Genomic DNA, 19,161 nt, shown 5'->3' on the forward strand with positions numbered 1-19,161 from the left:
AAAGATTTGCTGCTCATATTGGTTTGACTTGAGCGCGCTTGGAATTATGGCTGTTTTGAAAGATAGAGCGGGTGTGCCTAGGTTAAGGAGGGAATTTCCAAACTCATTCAGTCTGGGTTCATTTCTAGTTCGCGAGCACGTTTTTCAAGATTTGCGCGAACAATCGGTCCAAATTCTGTGAGTACCTGCTTTATTTTTTGAACATCCCTTACGTGAAATGAGTTTCGTAAATGATGTAGCCGTGTTCGCTCCAAGTCATTGGCTTCGATAGTTTGTCCATTTGGGCTGCTTTTGTGCATCTCTTCTGAGATATTTGCAGTGCATATCCCCATGGCATCGGTAATCAGTTCACGCGCGCATTCAAAGTCGAGTCCTTCTTGGTAGGTCCATTGTTCTAGTTTTGTATTCATTTTAGATCCTGAACTCCAATCATCGACGCTGTAATGTACTACAAAATCCGGTTGAAAGCCTATCCTGCCCTCATGTATAGCTTCTTTAAGGTTTGTTGTTCTGACCGATTCTCGTTTGGACCAAAATGTACCAAAAATTATGCTGAAAGCCTATCCTGCCCTCAATTTTGTTTGTGCTTGATTCAAATTTGTTTGTTGAAGCTATTCGCCAAAAAATGAAAGATGCTCACTACTTAATTGACGTCGCATTGAAGCAAGATTTCGCCTGCCTTTAATAAGCGGAGTAGAGTTCTTGGTTCTAGGTTATTGATGTAACTAACTATGTAACTCTTACGAGTGAATTGAGGGAATATCCTCAATGAAAAAAATTCTCTTCTTCTTTCTGCGAATGGACTTGTTGGACGAACGAACGTAACGAAGTGGTCTAAATTTTTAGAGCTGGTAGGTTTTTTTAAGACATCTAGCACCAACTATCTTTACGGGAAAATGTACCAAAAAATATACTGAAAGCCTATCCTGCCCTCATATTTACTTTTTTTGCTTGAAGTTAGCTTGTTGACGCGGATGGCTTTTTTTTGAAGCTATTCGTCAAAAAATGAAAGCAGTTAATCACGAAAATGAAGCAAAATTGAAGCAAGATTTCGTCTAACTTCTTACAAATGGAAGACTTTTCTTGGATAGCATTGCATTTTTCAAATATCGTTTGATCAGAATCAGGATGACGCCTAAAATGAAGTCGCCCACTAGTTGATGCGACGAGCAAATCGACTAGATTTGGGAACTTTTTAATTAATTGTGATGAGGTTTCTATGCACAGAGTGTTTAGAGTGATTTATGAGGCAGCAATCCAGACTCCAAGGGAATACTTTGCTCCAATTACTGGTGCTTGGCGTGGAATAAAGAGGGAGTATCGACACTTGGATTTATTGGAAGCTCGAAAGCTACGCACTCGCGGGAATTTTTTGAGCAGGTAATTTTTTAAGGTTTTTTGTTCTGACTGCTTATCGTTTGCAGCAAAATATACCAAAAATCCGGCTGAAAGCCTATCCTGCCCTCAATTTATCTCTTACGCAAAAAAACAAGCTTTTGAAATATTTCTACTTCTTTTTTAACTGCTTGGTACAAATTTGAAGCACAAAATCACAAAAATGAAGCAATTTTGCAGCGATTTTTAAGCAGTCAATAGCTCTATGTCCAAGAAATTGAGTTTAATTTCATCTCGTATTCATCGAGGATCATTTTTGCACTTGTATGACCACGAATTTCGGAACTTCATCAGTGGTCTCATTACTTAGGATTAAGTACTTAGCTTTGTTTTTTCGCGTCAGCGAAAATGTGCGGATCTAAATTCGTGTAGTTTACGATTTGTCGCCATTTGGTGTCTTTATCGTTCTCTTTAACTTAGCAATAGCTTCCCGCGCTGCCTTTGAATCTGTTGGTAAAGTTTTTAGTTCTTTCTTTTCTAAGATAGTTTGACGTTCGAGAACTCTCGCATTACGTCGATCTTTTATTCTAATCCCTCCCGTTGGCATGAAAGCCCCGAGCTTTTGTTTCTCAACAAGCGCGTTAAACCAACGTAATAAATTTTTTCTGATAGTGCCGCTTTCAATCGCATCAGCAAGTTCATCTATCAATGCCTGCGCAATTTGATCGTCTAAATTTTGGACGAGGTTTGACACAAATGATTTTTCCATCGTTGTCAGCCCAGAGGGAAAGTGTAGTGGTTGTTGTGATGATTCTCTTGGTGGTTCAAGGGGTGACATAGTTGTGACACCCCCGAGAGTGACACCAGATGTCACCCCCGAGGGTGACAAATTGTCGACGCTAGTAAGTTCAGTTTCCAAATGGGGTGACAAATTGTCGGGGGTGCTTTTTCTGCTCAAAAGCAAACGATATTCGTTTGATGATTGCCTGCCACTTTGTGTATGTCTGCTGCTCACAATGATGAGATTGTTTTGTGTGAACTTCTGTAAGGTACGCTGAACGGTACGCTCCGAGACGCAGCATTTTTTCGCTATTAGCCTTATGCTTGGCCAGCATTCATCAAAATCATTGGCGCAGTCTGCTAGCGCCATCAAGATCAATTTCGGCGTTGGCTCAAGCACTTGCTCCCAAGCCCAATTCATCGCACGTATGCTCATATACCGCTGGAAGTAGAGATGCGCGGGCGACCAATCTTGGAGGAAGTATTCACGTGATTTGCAGGACTTGCGAGTCGATTGTTAGATAATTCCTCAAGCCAATTTCGAATATCTGATACGAACCAACATGCACGTCGCTTCCCTGGGAAAGCGGTTTGAGGTAGTTCTCCTCTGTACGCCATTTGTGAGACCGCACTTGATGAGGTACTTAGCAGCATGGCTAATTCTGATCTTGAAATGATCGCTTGCGGCGCCATGCTTTTAAATGATTGGCGAAAATCGTTGGTTGGTTTGTTCATTTAAGTTCTCCAGAGACTTGCAGTAATGTGTATTGCATCCTAGAATGGCCCAATATTTTGTTGTAGGGCCAGTTTTTGAAATTGGGGAATTTATATGAATGTCGGAGAAAATAGAGGACGTAGATTAAAGCTGGCGCTTTCTCGATTTGCTGCAATGCTGATCGAAGAAGCGCGTGACCTGACAGGCTTTTCTTATTCGCAGCTTGATGAAAAATTAGGTCTGCCAGATGGGCAGGCTTATCGATATTCTCTTTATCCAATCACTGCAAAAACTCGCGCGCCGCAGGCTGCGGGAATTCAAAAATTGGAGAATCGTGTTGCGAGACTCTTGAAGCGCGCACCGCATAAAATAGTAGTTGAAAATAACAGTAAGTTAGCAGAAGGATCGCTTTTTTCGGATTCTCATGTTGAAGATATGGTTGGAGAAAAATTGAATTTGCGTGATTATGACGCGCTCGATTTTCAGCTTGGGTATGAATATGATTGGCCAACATATCGTCGTTTAAAATACGATCCAGAGGTTTTGTTATGCTCTGGCGAGAAAATATTTGAACTCATACAGTTGGGTGCTCATAATCGCTGGCCAGAGATGTTGCGAATCTATGCTTGGCAGTGGGGTATCCTATGGGATAGAGGGTTGCCATGGTTATCGCGCAGTGAATTCGGAATATCAGAGAATTGGGACATTGAGTTTGTTGTAGCTCACTTAACCGCAGAGCGTATGGCTGCACGTGAGAAATTTTGTCTAGCAGTTCTTGCAGATGGGGATGGACATTTAGAAAGTTTTGTTTTGGAACTGTATCGAGAAATGTCTGATCCTGATTTGGTGGATTCTTGAATGAAATGTAATCACAGTGCTGATTGAGATAACTACTATTCAAAAACTTGTGCGTTTGTATCTGGGAAAAAAAACTGCTTGGTACCGAGCTTATTGATCTAATGCTGCTGTTTTTACGACGGCTTCAAATTCAACAAGAATTTCTGGAAATTTTTTAGCTAAATAGCGAAGGATAGACGGATTGTCCAATAGCTTAGTTAGATAACCGCGGGCAAGAACTAAATTTAATACATCCTGGCCATAAGTTTGTTCAACGACTTTGTATTGCCCTTGTAAGTTGGCCATCTCACGTTCCATCTTACTCATTTGATCTTGTGACATGCCTGCTAATTTTATTGGCTTCTTTCCGGTAACTAGTAATTCAGCGGGTGTGGCGACGAGCATTGCTTCTGCATAAGATACGGTCACTGTATTTGCAGATATCATGAGTTCTACGCACTCAATTTGGCGTGTAGGTTTCATTTTCCTAAGCACTCTTGAAATGTCAGTAGAAAATTGCCTGTCTTTTAGGAGTTCAACGGCTTCTGGGCAGATACCATTTAGCAAAGTCATTTTTTTATAAATTTGGCTGCTATCGACACTTAGTACTTCGGCCAAGCGGTTAGCTGATACACCTCTTTCGATAGCGCGCAGAATCATGTAGTGTTCTTGAATAGTAGACAGTCTATTTATTCGACTGTTGTAGGTATAACTTTCGTCATCTTTTGCTATTAAACAGAGAGCTTCGTTAAAACCTAATTCACGCAATGCGATCAGACGTATGTGACCATCTAAAAGCATATGATGATTTGATTTCTCAATTTGCGGCGTAATAGATAACGGTTCGATCAAACCGATCTCTTTGATCGAAGATCGAATTTGCGTGAATTTTCTTGAGGTATTCAAGTTTTCAGGCATTGACCGTGACGGCAGGATATTCGCTAATTGTAGCGTTACTGGTTCCATTGAGAAACCTAATTGAATAACTTCAGTCATACCGCTTCCCGAACGCGCACTGCTAAATAAGTAGGTAATGTGTCGATACCTTCGGCGCGTAATAAGTTAGAAAAATTTTCATCTAAAAAGAGCTGGCGAAGCGCATTCGTAACAAATAACAATCGATGTTGAGTTACCTCGGCTTTTTTAACCATTAGCTTCTGGCGATCTACTTCTTTTTGATAAGATCTTACTAGACTACTGGTTGTAACGTCGGTTCGCTTTCTAGGCATGTTGCAACCAAGTGTTCTCCCAAGTGCGTATCGATTTTCAATGATACGTTTTGCCTCGAATAATTGCTTGCCACGTAATTGACCTGATTCATAGGCTTCTTGTAATGCTTGTTGAATGGCTTTGTCGTCACGACCGCCACTAACTATGGTAAGAGCTGCTGATAGCGGGATTTTTCCTTTCTCTACCGCTGCTAATAGACGCTCTTCACCATGTTCTAACAACACAAGTATGCCTTGTACTCTTTCAACACCTAATCCTGTCTTTGATGCAATCACTTTTTTATCGTATCCGTGGTCTTGCAGCATTTCGATCGCCGTTAACAACTCTAATGGCCGATATTGTCGGCGTGCGATATTCTCTGCGAGACTCATGATAAAAGCATCTTCATCGCTAACTGACACAATTAGTGCAGGAATATTTTTCTGGCCAAGCTCTTTGAATGCTTTCATTCGGCCTTCGCCACATATTAATAAATAACGTTGTTCGCCATCTCTACCTGATCGTGGTGTGACTTTAATCGGCTTTTTCAGCCCAATATTTCGAATGTTTTCAACGATTTCATTGAAGACCTTTCCATCTCTTTCTCTTGGATTTAGTACGTCGATAGACTCAAGTGGAATCAAACGTAGTTCTTGCGCTCCTTCTGTCATGCTGCTCTCCATAAACGTGTTCTTTGCGCCATGCCGTATAAGTAATCGAGATTGTCAAAGCGGTAGCTATCAAATTCAATGGAATTTTGATCCGCTAAACTCAAGTAAGGTGAGCCAAAATCGATACGGGGCAGCAGAAAATAATCTAGTGGGGATTGGTTGTTGGTATTCAGTCTGACAGCGACAGTGATATCTGGAATCAGGCTAGAGTCAAATCGAATTTTCCAACAATTGCGACCAGATTCGGTTACCTGGCAACGTGCTAAAACGATAGAAACTGAAAATTCTTTGTTGATGTGTAGTAAATCTGTCGCAGGATCACGGTATATTTGCCCTCCCAATTCAGCAACCTTGGATTCTGTTTGCGCAATAATCTCAGGATGCAAGCGACGTATAAACCGATTGATTTCTAGGTATTGATAATCCCTATCAGGTGTAAAACCGACCATCTGGTAGGCGCGAATCAGGCTGCCAAATCGATAGGCATAGACTGAAGATGCCGGCATTCCATCCATTTCATCGATAATGAGACCAGACAAGACGCCTCGATTTTTATATAGTGAACGTAAGCGATCAATCAATTCATCATCGGTATATCTTCTGGCACGCGCGCGAATAATGCCTTGTGCTGTAAAAAATATTTCCGTCGGTACTATTGGTTGAAATGCGCCTTCCTTTTTAATCCACATGTCGCTGTTATTGACCACGCGAATTTTCTTTAATTTATTGGAGACGCGGTTATATATGTTGTTGCCAATGTACTTCTCATTGGTCAAAATTTCATGCACGGTTGATCGTGTCCATGGTCGACTGAGATCTGTTAAGGTGCGCATGGCGTTTAATCGTGCGGCGATTTCGGCTTCATATAAACCATCATCAATAAACCACCGGTACATCTGATTGACGAGCTTGATTTCCTCGTCTGGCCCAGGCATCAAGATCACGCGATCAGTTTGTAAACTCTTATGCTCCCCGCGTTTTAATTCCGTCTTAACTTGGCCTTGCTGGTCAATCAGTATTCTTCGAAGCCCATATCCAGCAGGCCCACCTTGACGAAAACCTAATTCAATCAATCGGCATTGTCCGGCAAATACTTTTGCAGATAACTCACGACTATATTCTCCCGCCATTGCGCGTTTGACGCCTTTGACAATGGTTGAGACAGGTGATCCATCATTCTCAAATTGCTCGGCACAATAAGCGACTTGGATACCGGCTCGCTTGCAAATGTATTCGTAATAGGCACTCTCATCAGCATCCTGAAATCGCCCCCAGCGACTAACGTCATACACCAAAATAATATTGAAGTCGGCTGTGCCACTTTCGACATCTTTGATTAACTGTTGTAGTGCATGTCGTCCATCAATGCGAAGGCCACTTTTCCCTTCATCGGCATAAGTTTTAACAATATCGATGTGACGACGGTTTGCATATTCCAAAATACGGTGATGTTGATTGTCTGTCGAATATTGTTGATGCTCGGTCGACATTCGCACGTATTCTGCACCTCGAAAATGATGGGTGTCTGTCACTAGAATATTGTTTTCATTTTCGCGCGAGGAATACATCGGTTACTCCATGCAAATAAGCAGACGCTATGGGTATTAATTAAAATCAATTTTTGGTTATTCAGTTAATAAAGTAACAGAAAGATCAAAAGCAACGCACAAGTACTATCTTTGCAATAAACGATTTAAACGGCTTGGACGCTTATTAGAGTGAGTTCTACTGTCCATACATCCATCTTTGCAATTTTTTTTCGACTTTGAGGCGTCAATAGATAAATTCCTTTAGCGGGGTAGTGACTGCCAGTTGACGCGTCCATCTTTGCAATTTCGCCTGTACTACCTGAAATCTTACTATTTCTTATGCGCTGCATAACACGATTGTGTTCAACGTATTTATGGTGTGAGGCACGGTATTTTTGCCAGTAATTAGCATTTCGTTTCATCCATTCTTGTTGCGCACGAGTTTGATTTTCACGATAGTCAGGATCAGTTTGAAGTTTTTGCTTCTGCCATAGATTCCGGCGCTTTAGCTGGCAGGTCTTTTTTGCACAGTAGGTTTGAGTTGGATTTTGGGGGCGAAATAAAAATAATTCGCCGCAACTTAAGCAGGTTCTCTTTTCCATTTTAGTTCGCCTTAGCTATCCAATTTGCATGCATTTACCAGGCATAATTGTATGTACGAATCTAGGTTGTAATTCCTTCATGCATTGAACTAATTTATAGCGAAATTTTTATTGTTGATGTATGGGGAGAGTAGCGTATGGTCGGTTGGCAATTTAGTATTTTTGTTTTGTTGCATTAATCTTGAAATGCAATATAATTGCAACTTTACACCATGTGTAAAGTTGCGTATTTTGTTTAACGTTGATATTATATTGAGGCGCATGGAAGTTAAATTTAAAGACGAAAAGTTTGATCGATTGGAAGTTGATGCTAGCTTTACAGCTGGATTTTCTAGCGCAATCGTGACTAACTACAGGAAGCGACTCCAAATGATTCGGGCTGCGTCTGATGAACGGGCTTTTTACGCGCTAAAGTCTTTGCATTTTGAGAAGTTGAAGGGTGATCGAGCCGGACAATATTCGATGAGGCTGAATGATCAATGGCGATTAATCTTGGAATTATCTACTGATAGCTCTGGAAAAATTGTTGTGATTATTGAAATTGCTGACTATCACTAATTGGAGAAAAAAATGAATGCTCGGATTCCTGCTGAAATTTTCCCGCCAGGGGAGTTTTTGAGAGATGAATTGGAAGCCAGGGGATGGACTCAGGTTGAGTTCGCTGAAATTGTTGGTAAGGATACGCGTCTAATCAATGAAGTCATTGGTGGCAAAAGGGCTATTACGCCAGAGACGGCAATTGCGTTTAGCGAGGCTTTGGGTACAGGACCAGAATTATGGATGAATTTAGAGAGCCAGTATCAATTGTCAAAAGTTAGGCCAGTTCAAGATTCAATTGCTAGAAAGTCAGAGTTGCACAGCAAATTTCCTGTTAGAGATATGGTTAAGCGCGGTTGGATTCAAGCAAATAAGAATGTCGAGATTTTGGAGAGTCAGATTTTTTCATTCTTTGGAATATCTTCTGTAAATGAAGTGCCTTCGTTTTTGCACGTGGCAAAAAAGACTTCATATATAGATGCGCCTATGCAGCAGATCGCATGGTTATGTCGCGCCCGAGCTGTGGCGCTTTCTGCACCGTGCGATAAATATAGTGAATCGAAATTGGAAATCGCAGTTCAAGAACTAAAAAGTCAACTTGAATATGTCGATGGAACACGTAACGTTGCGTCGATTTTGGCAAGGGCAGGGGTTAAATTTGTAGTTGTTGAGCCTCTTCCAGGATGCAAGATTGATGGTGCTTGTTTTTGGCTTTCAAAAACAACGCCTGTCGTTGCTCTTTCTTTGAGATTTGATCGTGTTGATAACTTTTGGCATTCATTGTTTCACGAGCTGGATCATATAAAACATAAAGAGGGGATGGCTCAACCAATTATAGAAGTCGATGTGTTTAACGTTGATGGTAATGAAATTCCAGCTAATGAGATTCGAGCAAACCAAGCTGCGGCTGAACTTTTATTATCGAAACAAGAGTTTGATGGTTTTATTGCAAGGGTAAACCCAATGTTTTCAGATGAGAAAATTATTGGTTTTTCAAAAAGAATAAAAGTTCATCCAGGAATTGTTGTTGGTCAGCTGCAAAATCGAAAGCTTATACCATATAGTTTTCATCGAAAATACCTTGAAAAGGTTAGAGAGCATGTTATCCAATCTACTTTGACTGATGGTTTCGGACAGATGTTGAATGATTGATTTTTTGAATATTTAGGAGTCAATAGATGACTACGAAAAATGAGTATTTACAACAGTTAATTCCACAATACCAAGCAGCAGGAAATAAATGGCCTGCTTCAACACGCGAGTTAGCTCAATGGGCCATCAATACTGGTAAATGGATACCAAATCCGTCGGCGGTTTTAAGTCAGTGTGCGGAAGAATTTTCCCGTGCTTTGCGAGACGAATTTGTCACTGATGAACAGGGGCGTCGGGTACGTACGAAGCATGCTGCTACCTACTCAGAGGGGCAAGAGCAGTATGTTTTATGGGATGATATTCGAACCGCTTCTCCGAAACATATGAAACTTGCGTTTCAGCAGCGTCGTCAGCAGATATTTGGTGATTGTAAGCAACTCAAAAATGATGTTGATAGCTATAACGAAAATAGACTCCCTGAGCAACCAATTCAAATTATTTTTGATTTTGGAATTGACCTTGAAGAATTCCAATATGCACGGTTGGCTAAGGCTCAAAAGAAGAATTCGTACGCTAATTAATTTTTTGATAGTTGGAAGCAGTAATCATTGAGTCGGATTTTTGGATTCTATTTTTCGAATCCGACCAGTGGGGTTAGAAAGTTGAACCTGCCGGAATTTTGCCGGAGTGACAGGCTAATTTGCAGTTAATTTGGGTTATCTTTAGTGATCAAATCTCTTGTGAAACAGAGTGATGGCTGGTAATCTATGCCTCGTTTGATTTGACTCATAATCCGTTGGTACCGTGTTCGACTCACGGGAGGCCCACCAAGATTTAGGTGTTTTGAAATCAAGCTCTTACAAGAAATTGTAAGGGTTTTTTTCATTTTTAATTACCTCGATACGGGGAGTGATTTCTACCCTTTGACACTGACTGCACAGGCATGTGAACCAACCTTCAGAGCCAATTGTTCAATGGCAGAAGGTGCGAGTTGAAGGGCGTTGTCAACGAATTCACCAAGCGCCAGTGTCGCGAGGAATCCTGACCGTTCCATATTGGCTACCATGCAGGCTTCTCCTTCCAAATTAGCGGCTGTTCGTAATTCCACATCTAGTGCGGAAACTACGGTGTTCAGCATAGCGACGCGCGCTTCGGCAATAGGCCCACCATCGAATATGTCGACAAAAGAATCTACATCAAAGCCTTCTGACACCAGAATCCTAAAAGGTAATTCTCCATCAGGATGTAGTTGCCCCATTGCCCACTGGGCATCCTCGGCCAGCAAAGAGACATAAATCGGTGAGCGCGGCATCAACTCAGCAATGAAATTCTTGGATCGTCCCCCGGTGCGTTGCTCAGCCTCAGGAAACGGCATTTTTAAGAAGCGTCCACCCAGTGCATTCCAAAACGGGCTATTGCCGGCTTCGTCGCATAAACCTGGATTTTCAGCACCTATTCTTTGCGCAAACAGGTGGGGAAAGTTTCTGATGAAAAGCAGTCGTCCGCGCGAAAGCAATTGTGGGGCTAGCGTTTCGCCATATTCCGGCTCAATGTAAAACGAGCTGAGCAGTGAGTGACCCGACAAATCTTCGCATAGACGCAGTGTATGTTCGCGGTTGCTGATGCCGAGCTCTTCGCTGGCATGTACGGAAAATTCATTGCGATAACAATAGAACCTACCGTTTGCGCCAGCACTGGTGACGATGCCACTAGTACCCACAACGCGACCCGCTCGGAGGTCTTCTAGTACAAAGTGGTAGATCTCATCGCCGCGGAATGGCTCGGTGCCAGCAAAGGCTTTTTGCGACCGCTCAAGTCTTTCCGCAAGTCGGGAACGACCTGGTTTGAGTGTATGGATGCTGAACGTACTGGCTTTCGAGAAGCGCTCGATGGTATCGAGATCATCTAGGGTTGCTGGGCGCAACAGGTAGTCTATGTGATTCATTGCGTGTCCTCTTCGGAAATTTTAGTCGCGACTTGCGGCATGGTGTGTCGGGCACGCTCCTCGCGCGGAGTGTAACCAAAATAATTGCGGTATGTGGTTGAGAAATGCGGACCGGAAGTGAATCCACACGCAAGTCCTACCTGCAAAATCGATTGGGTTGTTTGCTTCAATTGGCGGCGTGCATGCTTCAGTCGCAGCTCTAAGTAATATCGCGATGGAAATGTATCCATGTGTTGCCGGAACAGTCGTTCCAATTGCCTGCGTGACACACCAACCAATTGGGCAATATCTTCAGCCTGTAGGGGTTCGGCCAGATTGGCTGCCATCAATTCCAGTGCCTCCTTAAGGCGCGCCGATCCGAGTGCTGGTTGCGCTGATGCTGGTACAGGCTGTCGTTCTTCGCTTCCGCGCACGCGATCCAATCCCAAACCGGCAGCGACTTCGGCCGCGAATGTGCTGCCGTGACGTAATCCAATCCAATGTAGTAGCAAATCGAGTACAGCAGCACCAGCACCAGCGCTGATGCGATTTCTATCGATTTCAAACAAGCCCGGAGTGAACACGGTGGTTGGATAGCGCTTCACTGCATCTGCCAGAATTTGCCAATGAATGGCGGCGCGATAGCCATCGAGGAAACCATGCTCTGCGAGTATTTGTGCACCAGCACCGCAAGCACCAAGTACTGTTTCACTGTCATGGTCGTAACGACTTAGTAGCTGCATGAGGTGGCCGCCGACCGCGCCGGCAACATGTTCATCGACACGTTCGTCGGCAATCAACATGACCAAACCAGCTTGGCTGTGACTCAGCTTATTGAATGGTTCGGCTGAGAGTGAAATACCGCATTGCGTACACGCCTGTGAACCATCGGCCGCATATTGCTCGATTCGATACAGCACCTCGCCACTCACTTCGTTGGCTGCCGCGAATACACTGCGCACCGCACCCAATGCGAACAGCGAAAAACCAGGAAGCAATATCAACGAAACGGAAAAAGGCGTTGGCATAGGTTCTTTCTTTAGACTGCTGGATTTTACATCCAACTACGACATCATTCGCAATCGGTTTCCTTACGCCGAAAGCAGCGGTCCGTTACGCAAGGCTTCGCGACCTGCGACTTTGCTCAAACGAGTTCCCGGCGGCACATAGCGACGATTTTCGCGAGCGAAGAAAATTCCATCGACTGGTGCCAATAATTGTTGCACCTTTCCGCTCACCGGATCAATTAAATCGATGAGCGGTTCACCTGCTTTGACGGTTTCGCCAAGTTCGCGCAAGTACACCACCAGTCCTGCTGTTGGTGCAGTCAGCGGTACGCAGCCTGCGAGCGGAGTCGGTTCACAGGCTGCTAATATGGTTTGCGACAAAGGACCAGCAATGATGCCTTGCAAGCGCAGAAAATCGATCAACGCAATTGCGTCACGTTCGGCATAGCCATGTCTGACATCGGCAAGGCCGCGTAACTCAACAGTCACGGCAAGGCAGGCCAAGGGTATCGGGAATTCATTTCCAACTTGTGCTGCGATATCCCACCAGATGCGAGAACAAGCTTCATCGAAAGGATCATCACCGGAATTCGTCTCCAACAGGGCAACACGTGCATCGAGTAATCCGGCCAACGGCGCAACGCGCTCCCACAGCGGTGTCCCAGTATAAATATGAAGCACCGCTTCGCAGTCGCAATGCAGATCGAGCACCACATCTGCATCGGCAGCGAGCCGCATCAACTCTAAACGTTGCGCAGACAGTTCGTCCGTAGCAGTTTGTTCCATCAGACAACCGCGGATCGCTGCACGGATCAGATGCTGATTGGTGTGTGAATCAGACCCAAGTTGAGATTTCACTCGTGCCAATACAGTACTTGATAAATTGTGAAATTGGCGGTTGAAATTTTGCCCGGTTCGTAGATCGAAGCGCCCCAGGCTGGTTCCCAACACCGTTTGTGCAAGTCCGATCGGATTTGCGGCAGGGACTAAGATGACTTCTCCAAGCAGTTGACCTTGCTGTTCAAGCTCTGCAAGTTGATTTCTTAGATGGTGAGCGACCAGCATGCCGGGTAGTTCGTCGGCATGAAGTGATGCTTGAATATAGGCCTTGGGACCAGCGCCTTCTTTTCCAAAACGGAGAATAGGCAGCATGCGGTTGGTGCCAGCGGCGGGGGAGGGGAGAGGAATCGACAATAGTTCCATGAGAGGTTTCAGTTCCCAGTCAAATAATCAGCAGCCAGACTGGCAAGTGTGCGTACGCCAGTCAGCAAGGCACCTTCGTCTGGATTGAAGCGAGGTGAATGGTTTGGCGCCCAGTCCGTGGGAGCAGTCCCTGGCGGATTGACACCGAGAAAAAACAACATAGAGGGGACGCGCTGTCCGTAAAAAGAAAAATCCTCGGAAGTGGTAGTTGGTGGAACGTCGGTTAGCACCGCGGTGCCAGCGATGCGACGCAGGCTTGGTAGCATTTTTGCTGTTAGGGCTGGATCGTTCCAGGTCACCGGATAACCCGCATCTATGCTCACATTTGCCGTTGCACCAGAAGCCAACGCAAGATTCTCTGTAGTGCGTCTGACCTGTGCCAGAATCTGATCGCGCATTGCTGGGTCAAAGCTGCGAATGGTGCCGCTCATTTTTACTTCGCCCGGCACGATGTTCGCACGTTGTCCGCCTTGCAGGGTTCCCACGGTAATGACAGCAGGCGCCAAGGTTAGGTTGGTTTGTCTGCTTACGATAGTCTGTAGCCCTAATATGATCTGCGCCGCGACCACTATTGGATCGACGCCGTTCCACGGTAAGGCGCCATGTGTTTGCTGGCCTTTGACGACAATATCAAAGGTGTCGCTGCTCGCCATTAATCCACGTGCCCGTAGCGAAATTGTGCCGGTCGGTTGCGGTGTGATGCCCACGTGCAGACCGAACATAGCATCGACTTTGGGACTATCGAGAACACCCGCTTTCACCATGCGTTCGGCACCATTCGGTGCGTTCGGGACGCCTTCCTCGGCCGGTTGAAATACTAGCTTGACCGTGCCAGAAAGTTGTCCGCGCAGATCGGCGAGCACGCGCGCTGCACCAAGCAGCATCGCTACATGCATATCATGACCACAGGCGTGCATCAAGGCGACTTCTGTGTTTCCTTGGGGCGTATTTTGTTTGACGTGCTGTTTGGAAGCGAATGGCAGGCCCGTGTCTTCCATTACCGGTAGGCCATCCATGTCGGCACGCAAAGCAACTACCGGACCTGGTCGGCCGGTTTTGAGTAGTCCAACGACACCAGTTCCGGCCATGCCGCGACTGACCTCATAACCCATACGATGCAGTTCAGTCGCAATGATGTCAGAGGTGCGTTGTTCTTGGAACGCCAATTCAGGATGGGCGTGTAAGTCTCGCCGCCAATTCACTACTTCAGACAGAACCTTGGTTGCCGCAGCGTCCAATTGTGTATGATCAACGGTTTGCTGCGCCAGCACAGCAGCGGTCTGTGCACACAAAATTGTTGTGAACAGGAGCGTTCTGATCTGTCTTGGTCGCCGTATATTCATTGCCAGGCTTTGAAGAGTGGAGTCGTGATACGTATCGGCCGTACATCTAGACGCGCATCAAATACGGAATAGTCTTTACCATCGATACCCGTGCTTTCCCAGGCGCGAGTGCGTTCATCCCGACGCAGCACAAACTCAAATCCTAGATTGGGTGCTGGATCGTTCGCCATCGGAACGACATCGAAGGCGAATCCTGTCACGTGATCTTGGTTGCCATCAACTAGTTGCGATAACGCCCTTTGGATCGCGTTTTCGCCTAATAGATCGGGAAAAGCCCTTCGCGGATTTTCAAATTCTGGGACAAAACCAGGCTGTCGGAACTTGAGTTCCCCTTTAGCGCGTTTTGCAGGGAAAACACTTATTTCCCCTTTCGCCAAATCATAATGGTCACCGTTATCCAGATAGGAAATACGGATATTACGAATATTAATAGGCCCCGGCTCTATCGTCGCATCACGCAGATCGATCAACAGGGCGCCAGTTGCGCCGACAATTTCGACATCAGTACTGTGAATTACCGCGGCAGTATTTTCGTCAATACCTAGGCCAATTTTGTAGCCCTTGGCGAGCATGGCGGCCAACATACGACCAATACGTCCGCGCTTCAGAAAATGTTGATCAATGAAAAGTTCATCGCCGACAAATCCTAAACCGCGTTCAATTTCTTTCCCTTCACGCAGTAAGCCTTTGAGCACCATTAAGGAATTTGGCGCATCGCGAAACATGACGCTGCTCATGATCGCGGCACCAGCACTGGTACCCGCAATCACGCCACCGCGTGTTTGCAACTCGCGCACCGCTTGCAGCACGGGCGAGGCCACACCGTTGGGATTGAGTACGTCGGCATAACGCTCTTGCGCACCGCCGGTAAAGTACACGCCGGTGGCGGCGCGAATTTTGGCGACGTTGTCGGGATCAGCCGCCGCCCTGCGGGCTGATTCAAGGTTTTCTCCCGGCCATTGAGGTGCGATTTTTAGTAGTTCCACTTGCGCACCGCGACGCCTGAGTTCATGCGCTGCGTTTTCGCCAGTCGGCACCGGATTCCCAGAGGCGGTCGGTATGATGACAAATACGGCATTTTTACCACCCGCGAGATCGACCAGGCGTTGTCGTAATTCGTCGTTATCTCCACGGACCGCGCCGCCCATAGGCACAACGACACCGGAAATAGCACGGAACGCGGATTTTTTTTGAATTTCCTCGGCGTACCCGCTATCGATCGCCAAATTCGCTGCGATCAACGTCAACATAAATAGAGATTTCAATGAATTTGCCTTTCGCAAAGAACTATTTGAAGCGGATGTTGCCACCAATCTGCATCCTTCTGACATCGTCTTTGCAAACTTTGCGCACATTGGCAAATGCATGTCGCACTGTCGGAAGTTTGCAACACCCTTACCCAAACAACATTGCAAGAATGCGACACCAGCTTCTCACGGTGCGACCCAAGCGAATAAGAAGTGGCCCAAGGAAGCGAACACTGCATACACTTGAGACGTTCCAAAGTTACGCAGGGGCACTGCAAACACGGTGCTTGCGTCTGATACACATCTTATCGAGGACTTTTCGCATGAAACTAGCTAGCAAGCCCGTGGGGCTCGTATTCCGCCGCTCCCGATGCACCCATGCAGTACTACTTGCGCTCAGCGTCTTGAGCATGAACGTTGCGGCACAAACATTGCAGCGCGTCGAAGTCACAGGCTCCAGCATTAAGCGCATTGAGGGTGAAACAGCATTGGCCGTGGAAACCATCAAACGTGAGGATATTGACAAGGCTGGCGTGACGACTGCCGCCGAGCTGTTGCAGAAGATCTCATCAAATGTCGGTGGACTCACCGACGGCGCCAGTGTTAGCGACGTCATGGGCGGGCAGCGCGGTTTTAATGGTGCCAATCTGCGCGGGCTCGGTGTCTCTAGTACCTTGGTGCTACTTAATGGGCGCCGGCTCGCTAATTTTGCAAGCCCCGGTGACAGTTCTGGTGTCGACCTCAATAGTATTCCCGCTGGTGCAATTCAGCGCGTGGAAATACTCAAGGATGGCGCATCGGCAATCTACGGTACGGACGCAATGGGCGGCGTCATTAATTTCATCACTCGTAAAGATTATCAGGGTGGCGACATCAATGTTTATGCCTTGAACACAGGTGAAGGCGGCGGCGGCAAAAAAACGGCCTCTATTTCAGGGGGCTTTGGTGATTTGGGCAAAGACCGCTTTAACGTGTTTGGTGCAGTAGACATTCAGAGAATGGAGCGCCTAGCCAGTTCGGAACGTAAGTTCATGCAGGAGTACAGCCTGCCTGATCGTTTGTCCCCACAGTTATCGAGTACCTCATTTCCGGCCAACGTTGATCTGACTACCACACAGCTTGCGACACTGAACAATTCGTCTTATCTGTTTGGCTCAGGTCCCGGCGGAAAGTGGCTGCCTTCGCCAGGTCGACGCGTTAATTTGGGGAAGGCCGCCTGTGTGAATGGCAGCCCCAACGTTGTACGTCCGCTCGGCCCTGGTGGAACCGAAGGCTGTTCATTTAACTATATGGGTGATTCAGAAGTTTATCCAAAGGCAGAAAAGCAAAGTTTTATTGGTCGTGCTACCTTCCTTGTGTCAGATGATCATCAAGTGTTTATCGAAGCATTGCAGAGCAAAGCGGTGACAGCCTATGCAGCGTCGCCGGCGACATCGGGCAGCATTAACGGCACCAGTACCGGTATTTATTTGCCCAAGGATCTACAGACAAAAACTGGTATCACAACCCCCGTTAATTTCCGCTTCCGTCTGACAGATGCGGGGCGCCGTACCACCGAGGTCACGAGTGAAAGCTCTCGTCTTGTGGTAGGTGCAAACGGTCGATTTGGTAGTTGGGATTACGATACTGCCTATAACCACAGCGTCAATGAGGCGACCGACCTCGATATCGATGGCTGGGTTTCACGCTCTAAACTACTTGATGGTATCGCGAAAGGTTTGTATAACCCGTTCGTCGCGCCAACCGATGATTCTGGTAAAAAGTTTATGAACTCGATCAAGATTTCGGGTGCTGCGCGTATTTCTAAAGGTACGAGTGATAGTTTTGATGGCAAATTGACCCGCTCTTTGATGGCTTTGGCTGGCGGCGATGTCATGCTGGCTCTCGGTGCAGAATTGCGTCGTGAGAAAACAGAATTCACATCAACCGCTGCACTGAAAACGAATGACGTGCAAGGCGACCGTTCCAGTTCAGACGAATTGCTCGCAGATTCGTCGAATTCACGCGATATTGCTGGTTTTTATACAGAAGTGAATGCGCCATTTACCAAAGAATGGGAAGGTCAATTTGCCGTACGTTATGACCACTACAAGGGGGTTAAAGATCCACTTTCAGGCGTGACATCGCAGAATCTCGATACGACTAATCCAAAGATCGCTCTTAGCTATCGCCCAAGTAAGGCAATGCTAGGCCGCGCTTCCTTCGGTACCGGTTTCCGTGCACCATCAATTTCTGAAATGTTCTTGCCCGTGCGTTCCGGCACAATCGCGAGTTTTGTGAAAGATCCGGTTTCCGGTGAAATCGCGCAGTTCGATTTGGATCGTTATGGCAATCCTTTGCTCAGACCAGAAAAGTCTAAGCAATTCTCGCTCGGTTTGGTGCTTGAACCGAATCAAAATTGGAACGGTAGTATTGACTATTGGATGATTCGTAAGACCGACATTATTTCGGAAATTGGTGAGCAAACCGTTTTTGATAATCCGGTTTATTACAATAATCCGAAGATTGTGGTACGTGATTCAGATGGCTTCGTTTCTTATTTGCAGTTCAAGAAAGAAAATCGTGGCAAGCTGAATACCTCTGGTTTTGATCTTGCACTCAACTGGCGTGGTGATGTAACTTCCATTGGTCGCTTCAGTGCAAATATTGGAGGGACTTATCTTACTGAGTACAAATTTCAGTCAGATCCGAATTCGCCTTTGACGAATGGTTTGGGTGTGTTCCGTGATGACAAGGCAGTGCAGCGCTGGCGCCACAAGCTTAATCTTGATTGGGCACATGGTCCGATCAATCTGACTTTGGGCAATACTTTTTTCGCAAGCTACCGCGATCAGAACATTCCGGGGTTGGCTGATCCAGGTTGGAATGATCGTGATGTCAAAGCCTATTCATTATGGGACTTGACGGGAAGTTATGCGTTCACGAAGAACCTGAAGCTGCGTGCAGGTATCATCAATATGTTGGATACCCCACCGCCATTCACCAACCAATCGCGCTATTTTGAAGTGACTTGGGATCCGACTTACGGAGATCCACGTGGACGTTCATTCTTTGTTAATCTGCAGTACAAATTCAACTAAACCGTAACTCCCCCAAACCCTCAACGCCCCACTCCGGTGGGGCTTTTTTA

At 46.0% G+C, this 19,161-nt stretch carries 17 protein-coding genes; 5 read left to right on the plus strand and 12 right to left on the minus strand.

Translation table 11 applies throughout. From position 1 onward, the window contains the following. Positions 1–107: 107 nt before the first annotated feature. From ACO0KW_RS14755 to ACO0KW_RS14765, 3 genes are all read right to left on the minus strand, one after another. Complete coding sequence (locus tag ACO0KW_RS14755) at positions 108–410, minus strand: hypothetical protein (protein WP_423054020.1); 303 nt, start codon at positions 408–410, stop codon at positions 108–110. A 1,358-nt stretch (positions 411–1,768) separates the two neighbouring features. Beyond that, complete coding sequence (locus ACO0KW_RS14760) at positions 1,769–2,551, minus strand: helix-turn-helix domain-containing protein (protein WP_423054021.1); 783 nt, start codon at positions 2,549–2,551, stop codon at positions 1,769–1,771. Next, entirely contained in the window at positions 2,548–2,850 is a 303-nt protein-coding gene (locus ACO0KW_RS14765) for a hypothetical protein (protein ID WP_314860750.1), read from the minus strand. The genes ACO0KW_RS14760 and ACO0KW_RS14765 overlap by 4 nt, the downstream gene beginning before the upstream one ends. Positions 2,851–2,944: 94 nt before the next feature. Between ACO0KW_RS14765 and ACO0KW_RS14770 the strand changes: the two genes are divergently transcribed. Then, on the plus strand, positions 2,945–3,688 hold the full coding sequence (locus ACO0KW_RS14770) for a hypothetical protein (RefSeq protein ID WP_423054022.1): 744 nt from the start codon (positions 2,945–2,947) through the stop codon (positions 3,686–3,688). A gap of 90 nt (positions 3,689–3,778) precedes the next feature. On the opposite strand, the gene ACO0KW_RS14775 is transcribed toward ACO0KW_RS14770, so the two are convergent. The 4 genes from ACO0KW_RS14775 to ACO0KW_RS14790 all read right to left on the minus strand — a co-directional run bounded on the left by ACO0KW_RS14775 (position 3,779) and on the right by ACO0KW_RS14790 (position 7,678). Continuing rightward, positions 3,779–4,663: a plasmid partitioning protein RepB C-terminal domain-containing protein gene (locus ACO0KW_RS14775; RefSeq protein ID WP_423054023.1), complete on the minus strand. Its 885-nt coding sequence runs from the start codon at positions 4,661–4,663 to the stop codon at positions 3,779–3,781. Beyond that, on the minus strand, positions 4,660–5,547 hold the full coding sequence (locus ACO0KW_RS14780; RefSeq protein ID WP_423054025.1) for a ParB/RepB/Spo0J family partition protein: 888 nt from the start codon (positions 5,545–5,547) through the stop codon (positions 4,660–4,662). The genes ACO0KW_RS14775 and ACO0KW_RS14780 overlap by 4 nt, the downstream gene beginning before the upstream one ends. Further along, positions 5,544–7,115 carry a recombinase family protein gene (locus ACO0KW_RS14785; protein ID WP_423054026.1) on the minus strand — a complete coding sequence of 524 codons (1,572 nt, stop codon included), beginning with the start codon at positions 7,113–7,115 and terminating at the stop codon, positions 5,544–5,546. Before ACO0KW_RS14785 ends, ACO0KW_RS14780 begins: the two co-directional genes overlap by 4 nt. A gap of 125 nt (positions 7,116–7,240) precedes the next feature. Continuing rightward, entirely contained in the window at positions 7,241–7,678 is a 438-nt protein-coding gene (locus ACO0KW_RS14790) for a hypothetical protein (protein WP_423054027.1), read from the minus strand. A gap of 261 nt (positions 7,679–7,939) precedes the next feature. Here ACO0KW_RS14790 and ACO0KW_RS14795 point away from each other — a divergent pair, with 261 nt between their 5' ends. The 3 genes from ACO0KW_RS14795 to ACO0KW_RS14805 are packed head-to-tail and all read left to right on the plus strand — an operon-like array spanning position 7,940 to position 9,888. After that, on the plus strand, positions 7,940–8,236 hold the full coding sequence (locus tag ACO0KW_RS14795; RefSeq protein WP_315472844.1) for a type II toxin-antitoxin system RelE/ParE family toxin: 297 nt from the start codon (positions 7,940–7,942) through the stop codon (positions 8,234–8,236). Positions 8,237–8,248: 12 nt separating this feature from the next. After that, positions 8,249–9,367 carry a HigA family addiction module antitoxin gene (locus tag ACO0KW_RS14800; RefSeq protein ID WP_423054028.1) on the plus strand — a complete coding sequence of 373 codons (1,119 nt, stop codon included), beginning with the start codon at positions 8,249–8,251 and terminating at the stop codon, positions 9,365–9,367. A gap of 26 nt (positions 9,368–9,393) precedes the next feature. Next, entirely contained in the window at positions 9,394–9,888 is a 495-nt protein-coding gene (locus ACO0KW_RS14805) for a hypothetical protein (protein WP_315472846.1), read from the plus strand. A 335-nt stretch (positions 9,889–10,223) separates the two neighbouring features. Here the strand turns inward: ACO0KW_RS14805 and ACO0KW_RS14810 are convergent, their stop codons facing one another. The 5 genes from ACO0KW_RS14810 to ACO0KW_RS14830 all read right to left on the minus strand — a co-directional run bounded on the left by ACO0KW_RS14810 (position 10,224) and on the right by ACO0KW_RS14830 (position 16,049). After that, positions 10,224–11,252: an arginine N-succinyltransferase gene (locus ACO0KW_RS14810; RefSeq protein WP_423054029.1), complete on the minus strand. Its 1,029-nt coding sequence runs from the start codon at positions 11,250–11,252 to the stop codon at positions 10,224–10,226. Next, positions 11,249–12,259, minus strand: coding sequence for a GlxA family transcriptional regulator (locus ACO0KW_RS14815; RefSeq protein WP_423054031.1), 1,011 nt, complete (start codon positions 12,257–12,259; stop codon positions 11,249–11,251). Before ACO0KW_RS14815 ends, ACO0KW_RS14810 begins: the two co-directional genes overlap by 4 nt. A gap of 63 nt (positions 12,260–12,322) precedes the next feature. Beyond that, complete coding sequence (locus tag ACO0KW_RS14820; RefSeq protein WP_423054033.1) at positions 12,323–13,441, minus strand: succinylglutamate desuccinylase/aspartoacylase family protein; 1,119 nt, start codon at positions 13,439–13,441, stop codon at positions 12,323–12,325. A gap of 8 nt (positions 13,442–13,449) precedes the next feature. Further along, positions 13,450–14,784, minus strand: a complete 1,335-nt coding sequence (locus ACO0KW_RS14825) for a M20 metallopeptidase family protein (protein ID WP_423054034.1) — start codon at positions 14,782–14,784, stop codon at positions 13,450–13,452. Continuing rightward, positions 14,781–16,049, minus strand: a complete 1,269-nt coding sequence (locus ACO0KW_RS14830; protein ID WP_423054035.1) for a cyanophycinase — start codon at positions 16,047–16,049, stop codon at positions 14,781–14,783. Before ACO0KW_RS14830 ends, ACO0KW_RS14825 begins: the two co-directional genes overlap by 4 nt. A gap of 305 nt (positions 16,050–16,354) precedes the next feature. On the opposite strand from ACO0KW_RS14830, the gene ACO0KW_RS14835 reads away from it, so the two are divergent. Then, positions 16,355–19,111: a TonB-dependent receptor gene (locus ACO0KW_RS14835; protein ID WP_423054036.1), complete on the plus strand. Its 2,757-nt coding sequence runs from the start codon at positions 16,355–16,357 to the stop codon at positions 19,109–19,111. The last annotated feature ends 50 nt before the right edge of the window (positions 19,112–19,161 follow it).

The sequence above is a fragment of the Undibacterium sp. Ji22W genome, assembly GCF_049340305.1.
Taxonomy (GTDB): domain Bacteria; phylum Pseudomonadota; class Gammaproteobacteria; order Burkholderiales; family Burkholderiaceae_D; genus Undibacterium.

What these genes read in the sequence shown, in the direction of transcription:
- ACO0KW_RS14755 (WP_423054020.1), bottom strand. Translation starts at nt 410, where the DNA reads ATGAATACAAAACTAGAACAATGGACCTACCAAGAAGGACTCGACTTT.
- ACO0KW_RS14760 (WP_423054021.1), bottom strand. Translation starts at nt 2,551, where the DNA reads ATGAGCATACGTGCGATGAATTGGGCTTGGGAGCAAGTGCTTGAGCCA.
- ACO0KW_RS14765 (WP_314860750.1), bottom strand. Translation starts at nt 2,850, where the DNA reads ATGAACAAACCAACCAACGATTTTCGCCAATCATTTAAAAGCATGGCG.
- ACO0KW_RS14770 (WP_423054022.1), top strand. Translation starts at nt 2,945, where the DNA reads ATGAATGTCGGAGAAAATAGAGGACGTAGATTAAAGCTGGCGCTTTCT.
- ACO0KW_RS14775 (WP_423054023.1), bottom strand. Translation starts at nt 4,663, where the DNA reads ATGACTGAAGTTATTCAATTAGGTTTCTCAATGGAACCAGTAACGCTA.
- ACO0KW_RS14780 (WP_423054025.1), bottom strand. Translation starts at nt 5,547, where the DNA reads ATGACAGAAGGAGCGCAAGAACTACGTTTGATTCCACTTGAGTCTATC.
- ACO0KW_RS14785 (WP_423054026.1), bottom strand. Translation starts at nt 7,115, where the DNA reads ATGTATTCCTCGCGCGAAAATGAAAACAATATTCTAGTGACAGACACC.
- ACO0KW_RS14790 (WP_423054027.1), bottom strand. Translation starts at nt 7,678, where the DNA reads ATGGAAAAGAGAACCTGCTTAAGTTGCGGCGAATTATTTTTATTTCGC.
- ACO0KW_RS14795 (WP_315472844.1), top strand. Translation starts at nt 7,940, where the DNA reads ATGGAAGTTAAATTTAAAGACGAAAAGTTTGATCGATTGGAAGTTGAT.
- ACO0KW_RS14800 (WP_423054028.1), top strand. Translation starts at nt 8,249, where the DNA reads ATGAATGCTCGGATTCCTGCTGAAATTTTCCCGCCAGGGGAGTTTTTG.
- ACO0KW_RS14805 (WP_315472846.1), top strand. Translation starts at nt 9,394, where the DNA reads ATGACTACGAAAAATGAGTATTTACAACAGTTAATTCCACAATACCAA.
- ACO0KW_RS14810 (WP_423054029.1), bottom strand. Translation starts at nt 11,252, where the DNA reads ATGAATCACATAGACTACCTGTTGCGCCCAGCAACCCTAGATGATCTC.
- ACO0KW_RS14815 (WP_423054031.1), bottom strand. Translation starts at nt 12,259, where the DNA reads ATGCCAACGCCTTTTTCCGTTTCGTTGATATTGCTTCCTGGTTTTTCG.
- ACO0KW_RS14820 (WP_423054033.1), bottom strand. Translation starts at nt 13,441, where the DNA reads ATGGAACTATTGTCGATTCCTCTCCCCTCCCCCGCCGCTGGCACCAAC.
- ACO0KW_RS14825 (WP_423054034.1), bottom strand. Translation starts at nt 14,784, where the DNA reads ATGAATATACGGCGACCAAGACAGATCAGAACGCTCCTGTTCACAACA.
- ACO0KW_RS14835 (WP_423054036.1), top strand. Translation starts at nt 16,355, where the DNA reads ATGAAACTAGCTAGCAAGCCCGTGGGGCTCGTATTCCGCCGCTCCCGA.